This is a genomic window from Poseidonibacter antarcticus (assembly GCF_003667345.1).
GTDB lineage: Bacteria > Campylobacterota > Campylobacteria > Campylobacterales > Arcobacteraceae > Poseidonibacter > Poseidonibacter antarcticus.
In genome coordinates this window covers 323,141-339,516 of sequence record NZ_RCWF01000001.1, presented here as the reverse complement: position 1 = coordinate 339,516, position 16,376 = coordinate 323,141, and the positions used below count along the sequence as shown (strand labels likewise).

Below are 16,376 nucleotides of genomic sequence, written 5' to 3'. Positions count from 1 at the left end.
TAAAAAATGGCAAATGTTTTAAAGATAGTTTTTTTAGGAATAATAGGTTTTGGATTATTAGTATATTTAACAGCACCACAACAGCCAAAAGCTAAAAATGAAATTAATAAGAATACCAAATTAAACACTTCATTATTACCAAGTCACTTTGAAGTTATAGGTGTTGGAGGATATGTTAAGAAAACTGATTTATTTAAGAAGGATGTAGAAAAATATATAATAGTTTTAAATCACGATACTTTGTCATTAGTTGAAACTTTAAAATTAAATAAAAGAAAAGATATAGTCTTAGTTGCAAATATTTCTAAAACTCCATGGTTTATAAAAAAATTAGCTGTAAATGGAAAATTAGAAGAACTAAATCAAGGTTCTAGTATAGCAATGATAAATGATACAAATGGAGAAATGATTAAAGCTTTAAATTTATTTGATGATACTCAAACAAAATATTTTGTGTATAAAGTAAATCTTGATAATAGTATTGTTAAAATTGCTGAGTCAAATGTAAAAGAGGGTGCTTTAGAAAATGGCTTAAGTAAAGAAGAAATAAATAAAGAAATTTCTACTCTACTAAGCTACTTAAAATAAATTATGAATTCATTTTACCTATGGCACAAGAAACAAAGCTTTTAGCAGTAGTTGTTGCCTTTTGAAATCCAGAAAGCTCATCACTAGATAAAGGATAACCTAGGCTTCTTAATTTTAATTTTAGAGCCTCTTTTTTATTATCCTCTAAATCTAAAGTAATCTTTCGTGGATTTACATTTAAATCAACTTCAACATTCCCAAACTCTTCTTTTAACGAAGTGATTAGAGTATTAGCACATCCACCACATTTTACATTTTCTACTTCTAAAGTTTGTTTCATTGTATTTCCTTTGTTTTATTTATTAAAAAATTTACTATCTAAAGTGTTTGTTAGTTCTTTTACAGATGATATTGATTTATCAAATTGTTCTTTTTGAGTATCATTTAAATCTAATTGAATAATTTTTTCTACTCCATTACTTCCTAACATAACCGGAACTCCACCAACAATATTTTCATATCCATATTCACCTTCAAGAAGTACAGCACAAGGATAAATCTTTTTTTGATTATGTAATATTGCTTCAACCATTAAAGAAGTTGAATGAGCAGGTGCATAATAAGCAGAACCTGTTCCTAGTAGTTTAACAATTTGAAGACCACCATTTTTTGTTTTAGTTACAATATCCTCAATATCTTCACTTGATAATAGCTCACTTATAGGAACTCCCGCAACAGATGAATAATTTGGAAGAGGAACCATAGCATCTCCATGACCACCCATAACTGATGCTTGGATTTGTCCTGCACCATATCCTAGTTTATCAAAAATAAAATGACTCATTCTTGCAGAATCTAAAATACCAGCCATTCCAATTACTTTATTTTTTGGAAAATTTGAACATTTTAAAGCTGCATAAACCATTGCATCTAAAGGATTCGAAACTATTATAATAATAGAATTTGGAGCATTATCTTTTATATCATCAATAACATCTTTCATAATTTTAGCATTTATTAGAAGTAAATCATCTCTACTCATACCAGGTTTTCTAGGTATTCCTGCTGTAATTACAATAATGTCAGAATCTTTAAAATCACTTCCATCTTTTGCTGCAGTTACGATAGTATGTGATTTAGCTGCATTAGCAGCTTGTGATATATCTAAAGCCATAGCTTGAACAACATCTTCTCTTATATCTTTTAATACAATTGAAGAACAAATACCTTTTGATGCTAATGCATATGCAAGGGTAGAACCAACGTTACCAACACCTACTATTCCAACTTTTTTTGTAAACAAAACAATACCTTTTGGGTTTAATATCTTTAAATTAAAAAAGGCAAAACCTAAGTCTTGCCTTTTATATCAACATGTTAAGTAACAATTATCCAATAATTGAATTTAACGTTGGTGATGGTCTCATTGCACTAGATAATTTTTCTTCATCTGGTAAATAATATCCACCCATATCAATAGCTTTACCATGACCAGCTACTAATTCAGAAACAATTTTTTCTTCATTAGCACTTAAAGCTTCAGCAATTGGAGTAAATTCTGCTTTTAACTCAGCATCATCATTTTGAGCTGCTAATTCTTGTGCCCAATACATAGCTAAATAGAAGTGTGAACCTCTATTATCAATTGAACCTAATTTTCTAGCTGGTGATTTATCATTGATTAAGAAAGTACCAGTTGCTTTATCTAAAGTATCAGCTAAAACTTTTGCTTTTGCATTAGCTTGAGTATTTGATAAATGTTCAAATGAAGCAGCTAAAGCCATAAATTCACCTAAAGAATCCCATCTTAAGTAATCTTCTTGTGCGAATTGTTGAACGTGTTTTGGAGCAGATCCACCAGCACCTGTTTCAAATAATCCACCACCTTGCATTAATGGCACGATTGATAACATTTTTGCAGATGTTCCTAATTCTAAAATTGGGAAAAGGTCAGTATTATAATCTCTTAAAATATTTCCAGTTACAGAAATAGTATCAAGTCCAGCTCTCATTCTATCTAAAGATTTTTTAGTTGCATCAACAGGAGTCATAATAGAAATATCTAATCCTTCTGTATCATGTGTTGGTAAATATTTATTTACTTTTGCAATCATTTGTGCATCATGCGCTCTTTGTGGGTCTAACCAGAAGATAGCAGGAGTATTAGATAATCTAGCTCTTGAAACTGCTAATTTAATCCAATCTTGAATAGGTGCGTCTTTTGCTTGACACATTCTGAAAATATCACCATCTTCTACATCAAAAGTAAATACAGCATTATCATCTTTATCAATAACTTTGATTTGACCATCAGCTTTAGCTTGGAAAGTTTTATCATGTGAACCATATTCTTCAGCTTTTTGAGCCATTAATCCAACATTTGGAACAGTTCCCATAGTTTTAACGTCTAATGCTCCATTTTCTTTACAATCATCGATTACTGTTTTGAAACTAGCTGCATAAGCTCTATCAGGGATCATTGCAATTGTATCTTCTTCTTTATCTTGTGCATTCCACATTTTACCGCCACCTTTAATCATAGAAGGCATAGATGCATCAATAATAACATCAGAAGGTACATGTAAGTTAGTAATTCCTTTAGCAGAATTTACCATTGCAAGTCTTGGTTGTTTAGCATAAACAGCTGCAATATCAGCTTCTATTTCAGCTTTTTTGTCAGCATCAACTTGATCTAATTTAGAGTATAAATCACCTAAACCATTATTGAAATTAACACCTAATTCATCAAATAAAGCTGAATGTTTAGCTATTAAATCTTTGAAATAAACTTTTACTGCAAAACCAAACATAATTGGATCTGAGTTTTTCATCATTGTTGCTTTTAAGTGTAAAGATAATAATACATCTTCTTCTCTTGCTCTTTCAATTGTTTCTGCATAGAATTTTTTTAATGCATTTGCACTCATTACTGTAGCATCAATAATTTCTCCAGCTAATACTTTAGTTGAAGCTTTTAATACAGTTTCTTTTCCATTTTTATCAAAGAAAGAAATTTTTAAATCATTTTCATCATCAAAAGTTTTAGATACTTCAGAACCATAAAAATCACCTTCGCTCATACAAGCAACGTCAGTTTTAGAATCTTTTTCCCATTTACCCATTTTATGAGGGTTAGCTTTTGCGTAATTTTTTACTGCACTTGGAGCTCTTCTATCTGAATTTCCTTCTCTTAATACAGGATTAACAGCTGAACCAGTAATTTTTGAATATCTAGCAGTAATTTCTTCACTAGCATCAAAATTTGGAATATCGTAACCTTTTGATTGTAATTCAGCAATTGCTGCTTTTAATTGAGGAACAGAAGCTGAAACATTTGGTAATTTTACGATGTTAGCATCTGGATCTTGAGTTAATGCTCCAAGTTCAGCTAAATCATCACTGATCTTTTGATCATCTTTTAAGTTTTCAGGGAAGGCAGCTAAAATTCTTCCTGCTAATGAAATATCTTTTGTAACCATTTCAATACCTGAGCTTTTTGTAAAAGCTTTAATAATTGGTAAAAAAGAGTATGTTGCTAAAGCTGGCGCTTCATCAACTTTTGTGTAAATAATCTTTGACATATTTGTTCCTAAATTTGAATTTTTATACTGAAGCTATAATAGCAACATTTCAATTTAGGACTATTTAAAGTATGGGGTAATTTTATTGCAAAAAAACGTGTGTTTCAAATTTGCACAATAATTTAGTTTACATTATCCCAAAGTGACTTAATAGAAGTTGCTTTTTGTTCTTTTATATCTGTTTTCATAATAGCTTTAGCCTCTTTATCGATTTTTGTTTCTTTAATTTTCACTTTTGTATAAGTCTTTTTAACGCCTATATTTGCTTTAATATTTCTAACATGTTTTTTATAAGAAGTAGAAAACTTATGTAAACCTGTTTTATTATTTTTTACAAAATAATAATAATTACTTTTTACAGGAAATATTGCAGCTTTTATTGCATTTAAACTAACAGCACATACAGGATTTTTTGGCAAACCTTTATATTTATATGTATTATATGAAGAAGTATCTTCTTTAATTCTTTGAGCACTTACTTTAACATGAGAATATTCAGCATAATTTAAAGTTCCATCCATTTGCAATTTCATTCCTTTTGTTAATCTATTATGAATAACACTTGAAACAATTGGCATTTCTTCAACACTTGCAGCTTCTTTTTGAATTACAGAAGCTAAGCTTAAGTAGTGATACCATTTCTTTTTATCATAAAAACCAAATATCTTTTTTGAAAATTCTTCATATTTTTTATTACTTTGTGATAATAAATAAAATATTAAATGATCTTCATTCATTCCATATGGTAAAGAATAAGTATCTGCTAATATATTTCCATCTAATTTATATGCATGTTTTTTATATATTTTTTGAAGTTTATCTTCTGATAAATTTAAATCTTTTGCTAGTTGCTTAATAAATATATATGATGTTTCTCCTGGAATTAAAGTAATATTTTTTAATGCAGCTTTTGATGTAGTAAGTTTATATAAAAAATCCATTTTTGTAAGTCTATTTTCATTTACATCTATCCAACCACTTTGGATAAAACCCATTGATCTTAATATAATTTTATCAATAATATTTAATTCAAAGCCCGTATTATTTAGGTAAGATACTGTATTATTAGTACCTCCTTTTGGGATAAACAATACTTTTGTTGAACTCATTGGAATAGTTACATAAAATAAAATTATAATACAAGCTACAAGGAATAACTCGATAATGTTAAAGGCAATTAAACTTCTATTTTTTTCTTTTTTATTTATTATAATATTGATATCTTCGGTATTGTTTTCTGGCATAAAAATAAACTCTTTGTCTTTTGGAAATGTTTTAGTCTCGCAATTTTATATAAAATTAGATAAAAAGCTCATTGTAGACATTGAGAATATCAAAATAAAATCTAAAAAATCTCAAGTTTCTAACTCTTATGAAGATTTAAAGAAAAATATTGAATTATTCCCACAAATCTTAAAAATCTTTAAAAAAATTGATATACGAAGATTAATAATTGATGGTAATGAATTTACAATTGCATTAAATGATGAAACTTTATATTTAGATAATAAATTTATTAATATTTCATCAAAATTAGATTTTCGTTCGAAGGAAGTAATTTTTAATATTTATTCTTTGTATTTAAAAGATGTAGATTTAATGCTTATTGGTAAAGCTAAAGTTGATTATTTTGAGGAGAAACTAGATTTATTTGGTAAATATTATTATGATGATTTATCAGGTGATATTACTTTAGATATGAATAGAAAACAAGCTAACTTTTATTTAAATAGTGAAGAGTTTAAAAGTCTAAAGTTTTTAAAAAAATTCTTTAGATTATCGCCTATTGCAGAAGAGTGGATGTATAATAATGTAAAAGGAAAATTACAATTAAAAGAATTTTATGGAAGTTTTGATTTAGAAAAAAATAAAATTATAGAGAAATCATTATATGCAAAGGCAGTAATAAATGATGCAAAAATTAGATTTCATAAAGAAATTGATGAAATTTCTACAAAACAAATTGATGTAGCTTTTCAAGATGATAAATTAACATTAGATTTAATTGAACCAGTGTACAAAGAAATAAAAATGGATGGTAGTTGGGTTCATATAAATAATCTTACAAGCAAAAAAAAAGGTGAAGTTGTAGTAAATATTAAAGCTTCAAAAGCTAAATTAGATAAAAGAATATTAAGAATATTAAAAGCTTATAATATTAACTTACCACTTGTTCAAAAAAGTGGTTTTATAGATGCATCAGTGAATTTAGAAATTCCATATTTATCAAGTAAAAAGATGAATACAAAAGGGAAGTTTATTATTGGAAAATCAAATATTTCATTAAATAATTTTGAATTTAATACTAATCAAGCTACAGTTCTTTTAGATAATAATAAAGTGAAAATTGTTAATGCAGATATAAAACATAAAAATATGATAGCTGCAAATTTAAATTTTGTTATTGATACTAAAACATCAAGTGCTACTGGAAATGCTTTAATTAAATCTTTTTTGATTGAGGATGAAGAAAATAAAATCATTGATATTAAAAATATAAAAACACCATTAACTTTTTCCTATAAAGATGATGTAAATATAAAACTAGATGCATTAAATACAAATATAAAGATTGCAGATTATATTTATGTTGATATTGATAAGCTATCATCTATTTATGAATATTCTAAATTATTACAAGATATTAATATAAAAAATGGAGATATATCTTTAAAAATAAAAGATGAAAATGATATATCATTTACATCTTTTATTTCAAATTTAGATTTTCCTTTGGAACGAAACAATAAAAAAATTGACTCTTTAGATATAGAAGGTTCGATAAATAAAGATTATATAAAAATTAATACTCTTGATGAAAAGATAAAAATTGAGATAAAAAATAAAGATATTTATTTATCATTAAAAGATACTGATATTGTTATTGATACAAAAAGTTCTAGTCATAAGGAATTACCAATATTAAATATTGATGTAAAAAATACAAAATTAAAATTAGATGATGAAATATATACTTTAGAAAATGCAGAAGCTAAAATAAATCCATCTTCTATAAGTTTTAATGCAAGAGTAAAAGATTTGGATATACCTTTACAACAATTAGGAAAAGCGGTAAATAAACTTGATATAAAAGGTACATATAGTAAAGATAATACGATAATAGAAACTTTAGATAAAAAAATAATGTTAAAATTTTCTGCTAATAATAAATTAGATATTGATATAAATGATTATGATGTTTTAGTTAATACAAATAATGAAGAAGAGAGTAAAATTGAAGATTTAAATATTGAAGGTAAAAATTCAAGCATTATTATAAATGAAAAATATAAGTTTTTAGCTGATAAGTTTTCTTTAAGATTGCGTGATCATAGTAAATACTTTCATTTAAATTATAAAAAAACAGATTTTACTTTTAAAGAATCAAAAGATAAAAAAATAGATATTTTTGCAAATGATATAAATGACACATTTATAAATACAATTTTCAATAAAAAAGTTTTAAAAGGTGATAATATATTATTTTTAGCTAGTGGAACAGCAGATGCATTAAGTGGGAAAATGATTTTAAAAAATGTAAAGATTGAAGATTTAGCAATTATAAATAATTTACTTTTATTTATAAATACATCTCCTGCTTTAATTAATCCACTTCTTGCTATTCCTTCTGTTGTTGGTATGGCGACAAATGGTGGTTTTAACTTAACTGGTTATAGAGTAGTTGATGGATTAATGGAGTTCGAATATTATAAAGATAAAAAGCTTTTAGATATTAAAAAATTAGTTACAGTTGGAAATGGGATAGATTTTGATGGAAAAGGACAGATAGATATAAATACAGGAACTTTAAAATCAGAAATAAATTTAATCTTTTTTAAAAATTATTCAAAAGTTGTTGGAGCAATTCCAATTATAAATTATGTTTTATTAGGAAAAGATAAGAGAGTTGAAACTAAAGTTAATATTTTTGGTCCTTTAAATAACCCTAAAATATCTACAAATCTAACAAAAGATGCTTTTTCAGTTCCTGTTAATATTGCAAAAAGAGTTCTAAATTCCCCTTCTGAATTTGTAGATTTCTTAAAAGATTTGAAGAAAGAACCATTAAAAAAAGATAAACTTAAAGAATAAACCTAAAGTCTAGGTTTATTCATTTCTTAAAACATCGATAACATCAATTTTTGTAGCTTTTGAAGCGGGGTAATATGATGATACTAAAACAATAATAATTGCGCCAATTACAATGGATATAAAATCACTAAGTGCTAAGTCAAGTGGAAGTTTAGAAGTCCCATAAACATCTGCAGGTAAAGATACAATATCAAAAGTATCTAAAATCCAATAACCAAAGAATCCTAATGCAATACCTGTTAATATTCCAGAAAAACCGATAATTGTACCAACTCTTAAAAAGATTGATTTAATCTCTTTATTTGATGCACCCATAGATAAGAGTAGTGCAATCTCTTTTCTTCTACTCATTACAGTCATAAGAAGCGATGATATGATGTTCAGCGAAGCAACTAAGATAATTAACATCAAAACTATAAATAGGGCAGTTTTCTCCATTTTCATAGCTGCAAAGAAGTTTCCATTTTGTTGCCACCAACCTAAAACTCCAGCACCTGTATCTTTTAAATCTTCTCTTAATTTTTTAATATCATCAAATGCATTATCTGAATAAATATGTATCCCATCATAAGTATCCTTTGGTTTTTTTAGCAATGTTTGCAAGGCTTCAATTGACGTATACATATAAGCTTGATCATAAGCATTTAAACCAGATTTAAATGAATTTTGGAATGTAAATCTCTTCATTTTAGGAATCATTGAAAAGCCTGTAGGATTTAAAGAAGTAAAATAAAGAGTTGTTTTAACTCCAGGATTTAAAAATAATTTCGATGAGATACCCGCACCTGTAATAATATCGTATTTACTAAGTTTTAAATTTCCAAGAGCTTTTTTATATATATCATTTATAGAGGCTTCTTTGTTTGGAATTACTCCAAATATCATACCACCATTCATATCTTCACCACTTTGTGCAATAACTTGTGAAGAAATATAAGGAGAAAATTTTAAGTTAGGATATTTTATTTGAAGTTCATCTAATAGTGATTTATCTATTGCATTATTAAATTTCGAATAAATTGTTAAAGGATAATTCATAGTAAAAAGTTTTTTCTCAAACTCTTTTGCAGTACCATTCATAATAGCCATTGATAGTATTAAAACCATAACACCAATTGCTACACCTACAAATGCTAAAATAGCACTTATAGATATAAATGGATTTTTTTTATCAAATCGTAAATATTTTTTTACAATAAAATTAACTAATTGCTTATTCAAATTAGTTTCCTGCTGCTAAACCTCTTTTAGGTCCACTTTTCCCACAACATTGTTTATATTTTTTCCCAGAACCACATGGACATATATCATTTCTAGCAATTTTTTTATCACTAGCCATTACTTCTTTTTGATCAATATTTGTAACAATATTTTCAGTTGATTCTTCCATTTGTTCTTCCATTTGTTCTTTCATCTTTTCTAATGCTTCTTGTTCTTTTTGTGCATCATCTTGACTTTGAAGTTGAATTGTAAATAAAACTTTGATAATTTCATGTTTAATATTGTTAATTAAATCAATAAACATATTATATGATTCTTTTTTATACTCAACTAGTGGATCTTTTTGGTTATAACCTCGTAGACCTATACCTGTTTTTAATGAATCCATAGAGTATAAATGTTCTCTCCATGCATTATCTAAAATTTGTAAGTATAATATTCTTTCAATTTCACTTTTTTGTTCAGGTGCAGCCATTTCCATTTTTTTAGTATAAACATTTGTAATTATATTATTAAGTTTTTCTTCTAACTCGTCATAAGAATCAGATTTAATATCTTCTAACGTTATAATTAAATGAAGTTCTTCTTTAAATTTAGTAATTATATAATCATAATTATAATCTTCTGTTGCCATACCATCAATAATTTCTGCATTTGAAAGTGTAGTTTGAACATACTCTAATCTATTTTCTGTTAGTTTACTATGAATATCATAGTCAGGTTTTAATAAATCATTTCTAAATTTATAAATAACCTTTCTTTGTTCATTTGCCACATCATCATATTCAAGTAAATGTTTTCTTGATTCAAAGTGCATTTGCTCAACTTTTTTCTGTGCATTTTCAACTGCACGTGTAACCATTTTTGATTCAATATGTTCACCATCTTCAATACCAAGTCTTTCCATGATACCTTTGATTTTATCTGAACCAAAAATTCTCAATAAATTGTCTTCTAACGATAAATAAAATTGAGATTCACCTTCATCACCTTGACGTCCAGCACGACCTCTTAATTGATTATCAATTCTTCTTGATTCATGTCTTTCAGTTCCTAAAATTACTAAACCACCAAGGTCAAGAATTTCCTGTGTTAATTTAATATCAACTCCACGACCAGCCATATTTGTAGCAATTGTAACTGCGCCTTTTTGACCAGCATCTTCAATAATTTTTCCCTCTTTTTCATGTTGTTTTGCATTTAAAACTGTATGAGGTATTTTTTTATCTTTTAATATTTTGTGTAAGGCTTCAGATTTTTCAATTGAAGCAGTACCTACAAGAACTGGTTGACCTTTTTCATTTAATTCTTTAATCCTATTACAAACAGCTTCAAATTTTTCAGCTTCACTTTTATAAATTAAATCATTTTTATCAAGTCTAGTAACAGGTACATTTGTAGGAATTGATACAACATCTAGGTTATATATTTCTGCAAACTCTGTAGCTTCAGTTTGAGCAGTTCCTGTCATACCAGCTAGTTTATCGTACATTCTAAAATAATTTTGGAATGTAATATCTGCTAGAGTCTGTGATTCATCTTGAATAGAAACACCTTCTTTTGCTTCTAGGGCTTGGTGTAAACCTTCAGAGAATCTTCTTCCTTCACTTAATCTTCCTGTGAATTCATCTACAATAACTACTTCATTATCATTTACAACATAATCTACATCTTTTTCAAAAATATAGTTAGCTTTTAATGCTTGATCAAGATTGTGAGATAAAGATGCATTTTCTAATGAGTAAAGATTATCAACTTCAAATAATTTTTCTGCATTACTAATCCCATCTTCTGTTAAGATTACTGATTTATTTTTTTCATCAACAATAAAATCTCCAGTCGTAATTGGTTTTTCATCTGCTCTTTTAGGTTCTGTTAAAGTACCTTTTTCTAACTTCATTGCAATTTGTTGAGCTTGTTGATAATTTGAATTTTTTTGATTTGTTGGTCCACTAATAATAAGAGGAGTTCTAGCTTCATCAATTAAAATTGAATCTACTTCATCAACAATTACAAAAGAGTGTTCTCTTTGAACTTTTTCTTCGATATCATAATTCATATTGTCTCTTAAGAAGTCAAATCCAAATTCATTATTTGTTCCATAAGTAATATCAGAAGCATATTGTTCTTTTCTTAAATCATCATCTTTAATATTTCCAACAATAGCACCAACGCTAAAACCTAAGAAGTTATATAAAGGTTCTAATTCAGCTGCATCTCTTGAAGCTAGATAATCATTTACTGTTACAACGTGAACACCTTTTCCTGTCAATGCATTTAGAGATACTGCTAATGAACCTACAAGTGTTTTACCTTCACCTGTTTTCATTTCTGCAATTCTTCCATCATGAAGAACCATAGCACCGACTAATTGAACATCATACGGTCTCATATTTAAAACTCTTTTACTAGCTTCTCTAGTAATAGCAAAAGAATCATTTAATACGTCATTTAAAGATTTTTCTTCATTTTGTACTTGTTTTTTTAATTCATTAAAACTATTTTGTAATTCATCATCACTCATTGACTCATATTTGCTTTCAAGTGCATTTATAGCTAGAGCTCTTTTCCTATATCTTTTTACTTCTTTATCATTTCTAGTACCAAAAATTTTTGAAAAAACATTTAACATAAAATTAATTCCTTTTTGTTATAATCGTTACGATTATATAGAAAAAAAGGTTAAAATATGTTTTATAAAATGATATTTACAATTATAGTTTTTTTTATTACAACGAATGCAAGTGCTGATATTAAAAATCTAAAGAGTTTTGAGGCTGATTTCACACAAAGTATTACGTCTATAAACAATAAAGTTATTGAATACAAAGGCAAAGTCTTTATTAAAAATACAGGAAAAATTTTATGGAAATATAAAACTCCAATTGAAAAAAATGTATATATTACAAATGATTTTGCAATTATTGACGAACCAGAATTAGAACAAGCTATTTATACGCAACTTCAAAGTGAAATAAATATAATAAAATTATTACAAACATCAAAAAAAATAAATGAGAATAATTTTATAGCAAATATTGATGCTGTAGATTATTTAATAGAAACTTCAAAAAGTACTGATAAAATTGAACAGATTAAATATAAAGATAAACTAGATAATAAAGTAGAAATTAAATTTAACAATCAAATAATTAATAAAGTAATAGAAGATGATATTTTCAAATTTACAGCTCCTTCATATTATGATATTATAAGAAAGTAAAAATTTAGTAAATTTAGATATAATACGTGCAAGGTAAGCTAGACGATAGCTTGAACTTAAAAGTTTAAGAGGAAAGTCCGGGCTGCAGTGAAGTATGGTTCCATTTAAAAAATGGCTAGGGTAACCTAAGGGATAGTGCAACAGAGAATAGACAGCCAATTTTTTGGTGATGGTGAAACGGTGGGGTAAGAGCCTACCAGACTTTTGAGTAATCTTAAGTGCTTTGTAAACCCAACTTGCAGCAAGAAGACCTGGTAAAAACTTCACATTTTTGGTCTTTGCTTGACTACTAAAGTAATTTAAGTAGCTAGATAAATTATTGTCTTAAAAACAAAACTCGGCTTATTAGCTTACCTTCTTATTTTATAACTACTTACAATTAAACTACAATTATTATTAGCTTTATCAAGCAAAATATATAAAGATTTAACCTTTAAATATGTATATTATTAAAAAATACACTTATCACTCCAAATTAAAGGAATTTAAATGGAAAACTATTTTGATAAAGAGTTTGAACTACGATATTTTGAAATGGATAAATCAGGAAAAGCCTCACCCATAACTATGATGACATTACTTCAAGAGACAGCTGCTGATCACTGTTATTATGCTGGACATAGTTTATTTTCTCTTATGTCAGAAAATCTTGGATGGGTATTACTCTCTGGAATGATGAAAATGAATAGATATCCGAAGTATAAAGAGAAAATTATTATTCGAACATGGCTCTCCAAATACAAATCAATTCGAGGAACTAGAGAAAATATTATTTATGATGAAGACTATAATATTATAGGAAAAGCAAAAGGTTTATGGCTCTTTTTTGATATAGAAAAAAGAAAACCTACTAAAATTCCAAATTATTTTAAAGAAAATTGGTTATCTTGGGAAGAAACATCTTTAGATCATGATATATCAAGTAAAATAGATGTCATCAAGTCTGCTCAATATCTAAAAAAGTTTAATGTAAATATATATGATACTGATACTAATAAACATGTAAACAATATTAGTTATCTTTATTGGCTATTAGAATCAATTCCTCAAGAAATCATAGATAACTATTATTTACATTCTATTGATGGACGTTTTCTATCAGAGGCACAGTATGGGGATAGTATTGTATCATTTACAAATAAATGTGATTATGAAAACTCTTTTATTCATAATATTTATATAGAGGGAAATAATAAGCCTTGTGCTACAGCAAAAACAATATGGAAACCAATAAAAGAATAAAAATATGAAGAATGCCTATTTCAAACCAAATAGTATAAAAATGATAAATTTGATGTTATTATCGATGCTAATTCATTTATTACTAATAGTTTTAGTATTTCTATAACTCTTTTGAAAGTATTTGTTTTATTAACTTCTTTCATAAATGCCTGATTTATAGTAGATATTAAATTTAAAAATTTAGTGATTGTTCAATTAAAGAATTGAGAGAGGGAGAGATACTATTTAAAAGCAAAAAAAAGAGTAGTAAATAAATACTACCCTAATTTTAAAGTGGAGATTACAGACCTGTAACGTTTTCCGCTTGAGGACCTTTTTCACCTTGTGCAACTTCAAAAGTTACTTTTTGGTTGTCGTTTAAAGAAACTCTATCGTAACCATTACTGTTTATTTGTCTATAATGTACAAATAAATCTTTTCCACCGTCTTCAGGTTCAATAAAACCAAAACCTTTTTCACTGTTAAACCATTTTACTGTTCCGTTTACTAATGTTGCCATTTTCTTTCCTTTGTTATGTTAAATATATATTATCAAAATCATAAGTCTAAAATCAGTATACATAAATAACTCTAACAAATTCCAGTCAAATTCATGACAAAAATTGCAAAAAATATAAATTTAAAGATATAAAAATTAAGATTAAAAAATTGGAGGAGCTAGTCGGACTCGAACCAACGCATACCGGATTTGCAATCCGGGGCATTACCAGCTTTGCTATAGCTCCAATGTTTAGGAAAATCATTAACAATGATACAAGTTAGATGATTTTTTGTAAGAATATAAAAGTGGCAGAGAGCAAGGGATTCGAACCCTCGGAGGCGTGAACCTCGCCGGTTTTCAAAACCGGTACATTCGACCAACTCTGTCAACTCTCTACTTTTATAAATTAGTGGTGCGAATGGTCGGAATTGAACCGACACTCCGAAACCGGAATTGGATTTTAAGTCCAACGCGTCTACCTATTCCGCCACACTCGCACTATTGGTAGAATTTAAAAAACATTGTTTCTTAAATTGGAGTAGCATTATAATAAAATTAACTTTAAAATTTATTTAAACAAATGACAAATTTCAATAAATTTTGAAAAAAGTATAATATTTATTGAAAATAGGCTATAATATCTTTATATAAGTAGACAAATATATATAAGAAACTATGTTTTAAACTATCAATGATTTTAAATCAATAACAATAACAATTTATAAGGGACAATATGTCATTTTCAAACTTAGGATTAAACGATTCTATTTTAAAAGCAGTTAAAGAGCAGGGTTATACAACTCCAACTCCAATTCAAAAACAATCAATTCCGATTATTTTAACAAAAAAAGATGTTTTAGCAGGTGCTCAAACAGGTACTGGTAAAACAGCAGGATTTACACTTCCATTATTACAAAGAATGACGGAAAAACAAGTAAAAGGGAAACCTTATGTAAGAGCGTTAATTTTAACTCCAACAAGAGAATTAGCTGCGCAAGTTGGTGAAAGTGTTGCTATGTATGGTAAATATCTTCCTTACAAATCAGCAGTTATTTTTGGTGGAGTTGGAATCAATCCACAAAAAGCAGCAATTAGAAAAGGTTTAGATATTTTAGTTGCAACTCCTGGAAGATTATTAGACTTAGTTAATCAAAATTGTTTAGACTTAAGTAGAGTGGAATTTTTTGTATTAGATGAAGCAGATAGAATGCTTGATATGGGATTTATCCATGATATTAAAAAAGTTTTAGCTTTATTACCAAAGCATAGACAAAATCTTCTTTTTTCAGCTACTTTTTCAGATGATATTAAAAAACTAGCAGATAATTTATTAAATAAACCAACTTTAATTGAAGTAGCAAGAAGAAATACATCTTCAGAGATTGTTTCTCAAGTTATTCATTCAGTTGATAAGGCAAGAAAAAGAGAACTTTTATCAACTCTTATTAAAAAAGGTAAATGGAAACAAGTTTTAGTATTTACTAGAACAAAACACGGTGCAAATAGATTAGCTGAACAATTAGGAAAAGATGGAATTTCTGCAGCTGCTATTCATGGTGGGAAAAGTCAAGGTGCAAGAACAAGAGCTTTAGCAAATTTTAAATCTTCTGAAATCAGAGTTTTAGTAGCAACTGATATAGCTGCACGTGGAATTGATATTGATCATTTACCTCATGTTGTAAATTATGAGTTACCAAATATTGCAGAAGATTATGTACATAGAATAGGTAGAACAGGGCGAGCTGGAAATGAAGGTGAAGCTATTTCACTTGTTTGTATTGATGAGTTAGATTTATTAAAAGATATTGAAAAGTTAATTAAAAAGACAATCAATAATGTACCAATTGAAGGTTTTGAAGTTGATTCTAGAATCAAAGCAGAACCAATTCAAAAGAAAAGAACACCAAGAAATAACAATAATAGAAGTAACAGTAGAAATAAACAAGAAACTAAGAAAAATAATCCAAGACGAAATCCAAGAGCAAATACGAGAAAACAGAGTTAAAAA

At 27.3% G+C, this 16,376-nt stretch carries 12 protein-coding genes, 3 tRNA genes and 1 other RNA gene; 6 read left to right on the top strand and 10 right to left on the bottom strand.

Features of this window, described 5'->3' with window-relative positions:
* Positions 1 to 6 precede the first annotated feature (6 nt).
* The gene (locus D9T19_RS01655) at positions 7 to 588 is read left to right on the top strand and encodes a hypothetical protein (protein WP_121626455.1); all 582 of its coding nucleotides are present in this window, start codon (positions 7 to 9) and stop codon (positions 586 to 588) included.
* Between the two features lies 1 nt (position 589).
* Here the strand turns inward: D9T19_RS01655 and D9T19_RS01650 are convergent, their stop codons facing one another.
* The 4 genes from D9T19_RS01650 to mltG form a co-directional block, all read right to left on the bottom strand.
* On the bottom strand, positions 590 to 868 hold the full coding sequence (locus D9T19_RS01650; RefSeq protein ID WP_121626454.1) for a heavy-metal-associated domain-containing protein: 279 nt from the start codon (positions 866 to 868) through the stop codon (positions 590 to 592).
* 15 nt (positions 869 to 883) lie between these two features.
* A complete protein-coding gene (gene mdh, locus D9T19_RS01645) occupies positions 884 to 1,831 on the bottom strand; it encodes a malate dehydrogenase (protein WP_121626453.1) in 948 nt (315 codons plus the stop codon).
* An 85-nt stretch (positions 1,832 to 1,916) separates the two neighbouring features.
* Positions 1,917 to 4,109: an NADP-dependent isocitrate dehydrogenase gene (locus tag D9T19_RS01640; protein WP_121626452.1), complete on the bottom strand. Its 2,193-nt coding sequence runs from the start codon at positions 4,107 to 4,109 to the stop codon at positions 1,917 to 1,919.
* 122 nt (positions 4,110 to 4,231) lie between these two features.
* Positions 4,232 to 5,353 carry an endolytic transglycosylase MltG gene (gene mltG, locus D9T19_RS01635; protein WP_121626451.1) on the bottom strand — a complete coding sequence of 374 codons (1,122 nt, stop codon included), beginning with the start codon at positions 5,351 to 5,353 and terminating at the stop codon, positions 4,232 to 4,234.
* 13 nt (positions 5,354 to 5,366) lie between these two features.
* Between mltG and D9T19_RS01630 the strand changes: the two genes are divergently transcribed.
* On the top strand, positions 5,367 to 8,201 hold the full coding sequence (locus tag D9T19_RS01630) for a YhdP family protein (protein ID WP_162984522.1): 2,835 nt from the start codon (positions 5,367 to 5,369) through the stop codon (positions 8,199 to 8,201).
* A 15-nt stretch (positions 8,202 to 8,216) separates the two neighbouring features.
* Here the strand turns inward: D9T19_RS01630 and D9T19_RS01625 are convergent, their stop codons facing one another.
* Positions 8,217 to 9,422 (bottom strand): ABC transporter permease, encoded by a 1,206-nt coding sequence (locus D9T19_RS01625; RefSeq protein ID WP_121626449.1) that lies wholly within the window; start codon positions 9,420 to 9,422, stop codon positions 8,217 to 8,219.
* Between the two features lies 1 nt (position 9,423).
* Entirely contained in the window at positions 9,424 to 12,054 is a 2,631-nt protein-coding gene (secA, locus tag D9T19_RS01620; RefSeq protein WP_121626448.1) for a preprotein translocase subunit SecA, read from the bottom strand.
* Between the two features lie 57 nt (positions 12,055 to 12,111).
* Here secA and lolA point away from each other — a divergent pair, with 57 nt between their 5' ends.
* The 3 genes from lolA to D9T19_RS01605 all read left to right on the top strand — a co-directional run bounded on the left by lolA (position 12,112) and on the right by D9T19_RS01605 (position 13,887).
* Positions 12,112 to 12,645: a LolA-like outer membrane lipoprotein chaperone gene (gene lolA, locus D9T19_RS01615; RefSeq protein ID WP_121626447.1), complete on the top strand. Its 534-nt coding sequence runs from the start codon at positions 12,112 to 12,114 to the stop codon at positions 12,643 to 12,645.
* Between the two features lie 30 nt (positions 12,646 to 12,675).
* Positions 12,676 to 13,006: RNase P RNA component class A (gene rnpB, locus D9T19_RS01610), an RNA gene on the top strand.
* Positions 13,007 to 13,134: 128 nt separating this feature from the next.
* Positions 13,135 to 13,887 (top strand): acyl-[acyl-carrier-protein] thioesterase, encoded by a 753-nt coding sequence (locus D9T19_RS01605; RefSeq protein ID WP_121626446.1) that lies wholly within the window; start codon positions 13,135 to 13,137, stop codon positions 13,885 to 13,887.
* Positions 13,888 to 14,167: 280 nt separating this feature from the next.
* Here the strand turns inward: D9T19_RS01605 and D9T19_RS01600 are convergent, their stop codons facing one another.
* From D9T19_RS01600 to D9T19_RS01585, 4 genes are all read right to left on the bottom strand, one after another.
* Positions 14,168 to 14,386, bottom strand: a complete 219-nt coding sequence (locus D9T19_RS01600) for a cold-shock protein (RefSeq protein WP_121626445.1) — start codon at positions 14,384 to 14,386, stop codon at positions 14,168 to 14,170.
* Positions 14,387 to 14,536: 150 nt separating this feature from the next.
* Positions 14,537 to 14,612: transfer RNA gene (locus D9T19_RS01595), tRNA-Cys, on the bottom strand.
* 62 nt (positions 14,613 to 14,674) lie between these two features.
* Positions 14,675 to 14,763 (bottom strand) — tRNA-Ser (locus D9T19_RS01590).
* A gap of 15 nt (positions 14,764 to 14,778) precedes the next feature.
* Positions 14,779 to 14,865, bottom strand: a tRNA-Leu gene (locus D9T19_RS01585).
* A gap of 236 nt (positions 14,866 to 15,101) precedes the next feature.
* On the opposite strand from D9T19_RS01585, the gene D9T19_RS01580 reads away from it, so the two are divergent.
* On the top strand, positions 15,102 to 16,373 hold the full coding sequence (locus tag D9T19_RS01580) for a DEAD/DEAH box helicase (protein ID WP_121626444.1): 1,272 nt from the start codon (positions 15,102 to 15,104) through the stop codon (positions 16,371 to 16,373).
* Positions 16,374 to 16,376 lie beyond the last annotated feature (3 nt).

Excerpts from the sequence above, each read along its gene's own strand:
- D9T19_RS01650 (WP_121626454.1), bottom strand. The coding sequence starts at position 868 with ATGAAACAAACTTTAGAAGTAGAAAATGTAAAATGTGGTGGATGTGCT.
- mltG (WP_121626451.1), bottom strand. The coding sequence starts at position 5,353 with ATGCCAGAAAACAATACCGAAGATATCAATATTATAATAAATAAAAAA.
- D9T19_RS01640 (WP_121626452.1), bottom strand. The coding sequence starts at position 4,109 with ATGTCAAAGATTATTTACACAAAAGTTGATGAAGCGCCAGCTTTAGCA.
- D9T19_RS01605 (WP_121626446.1), top strand. The coding sequence starts at position 13,135 with ATGGAAAACTATTTTGATAAAGAGTTTGAACTACGATATTTTGAAATG.
- D9T19_RS01580 (WP_121626444.1), top strand. The coding sequence starts at position 15,102 with ATGTCATTTTCAAACTTAGGATTAAACGATTCTATTTTAAAAGCAGTT.
- lolA (WP_121626447.1), top strand. The coding sequence starts at position 12,112 with ATGTTTTATAAAATGATATTTACAATTATAGTTTTTTTTATTACAACG.
- secA (WP_121626448.1), bottom strand. The coding sequence starts at position 12,054 with ATGTTAAATGTTTTTTCAAAAATTTTTGGTACTAGAAATGATAAAGAA.
- D9T19_RS01655 (WP_121626455.1), top strand. The coding sequence starts at position 7 with ATGGCAAATGTTTTAAAGATAGTTTTTTTAGGAATAATAGGTTTTGGA.
- D9T19_RS01600 (WP_121626445.1), bottom strand. The coding sequence starts at position 14,386 with ATGGCAACATTAGTAAACGGAACAGTAAAATGGTTTAACAGTGAAAAA.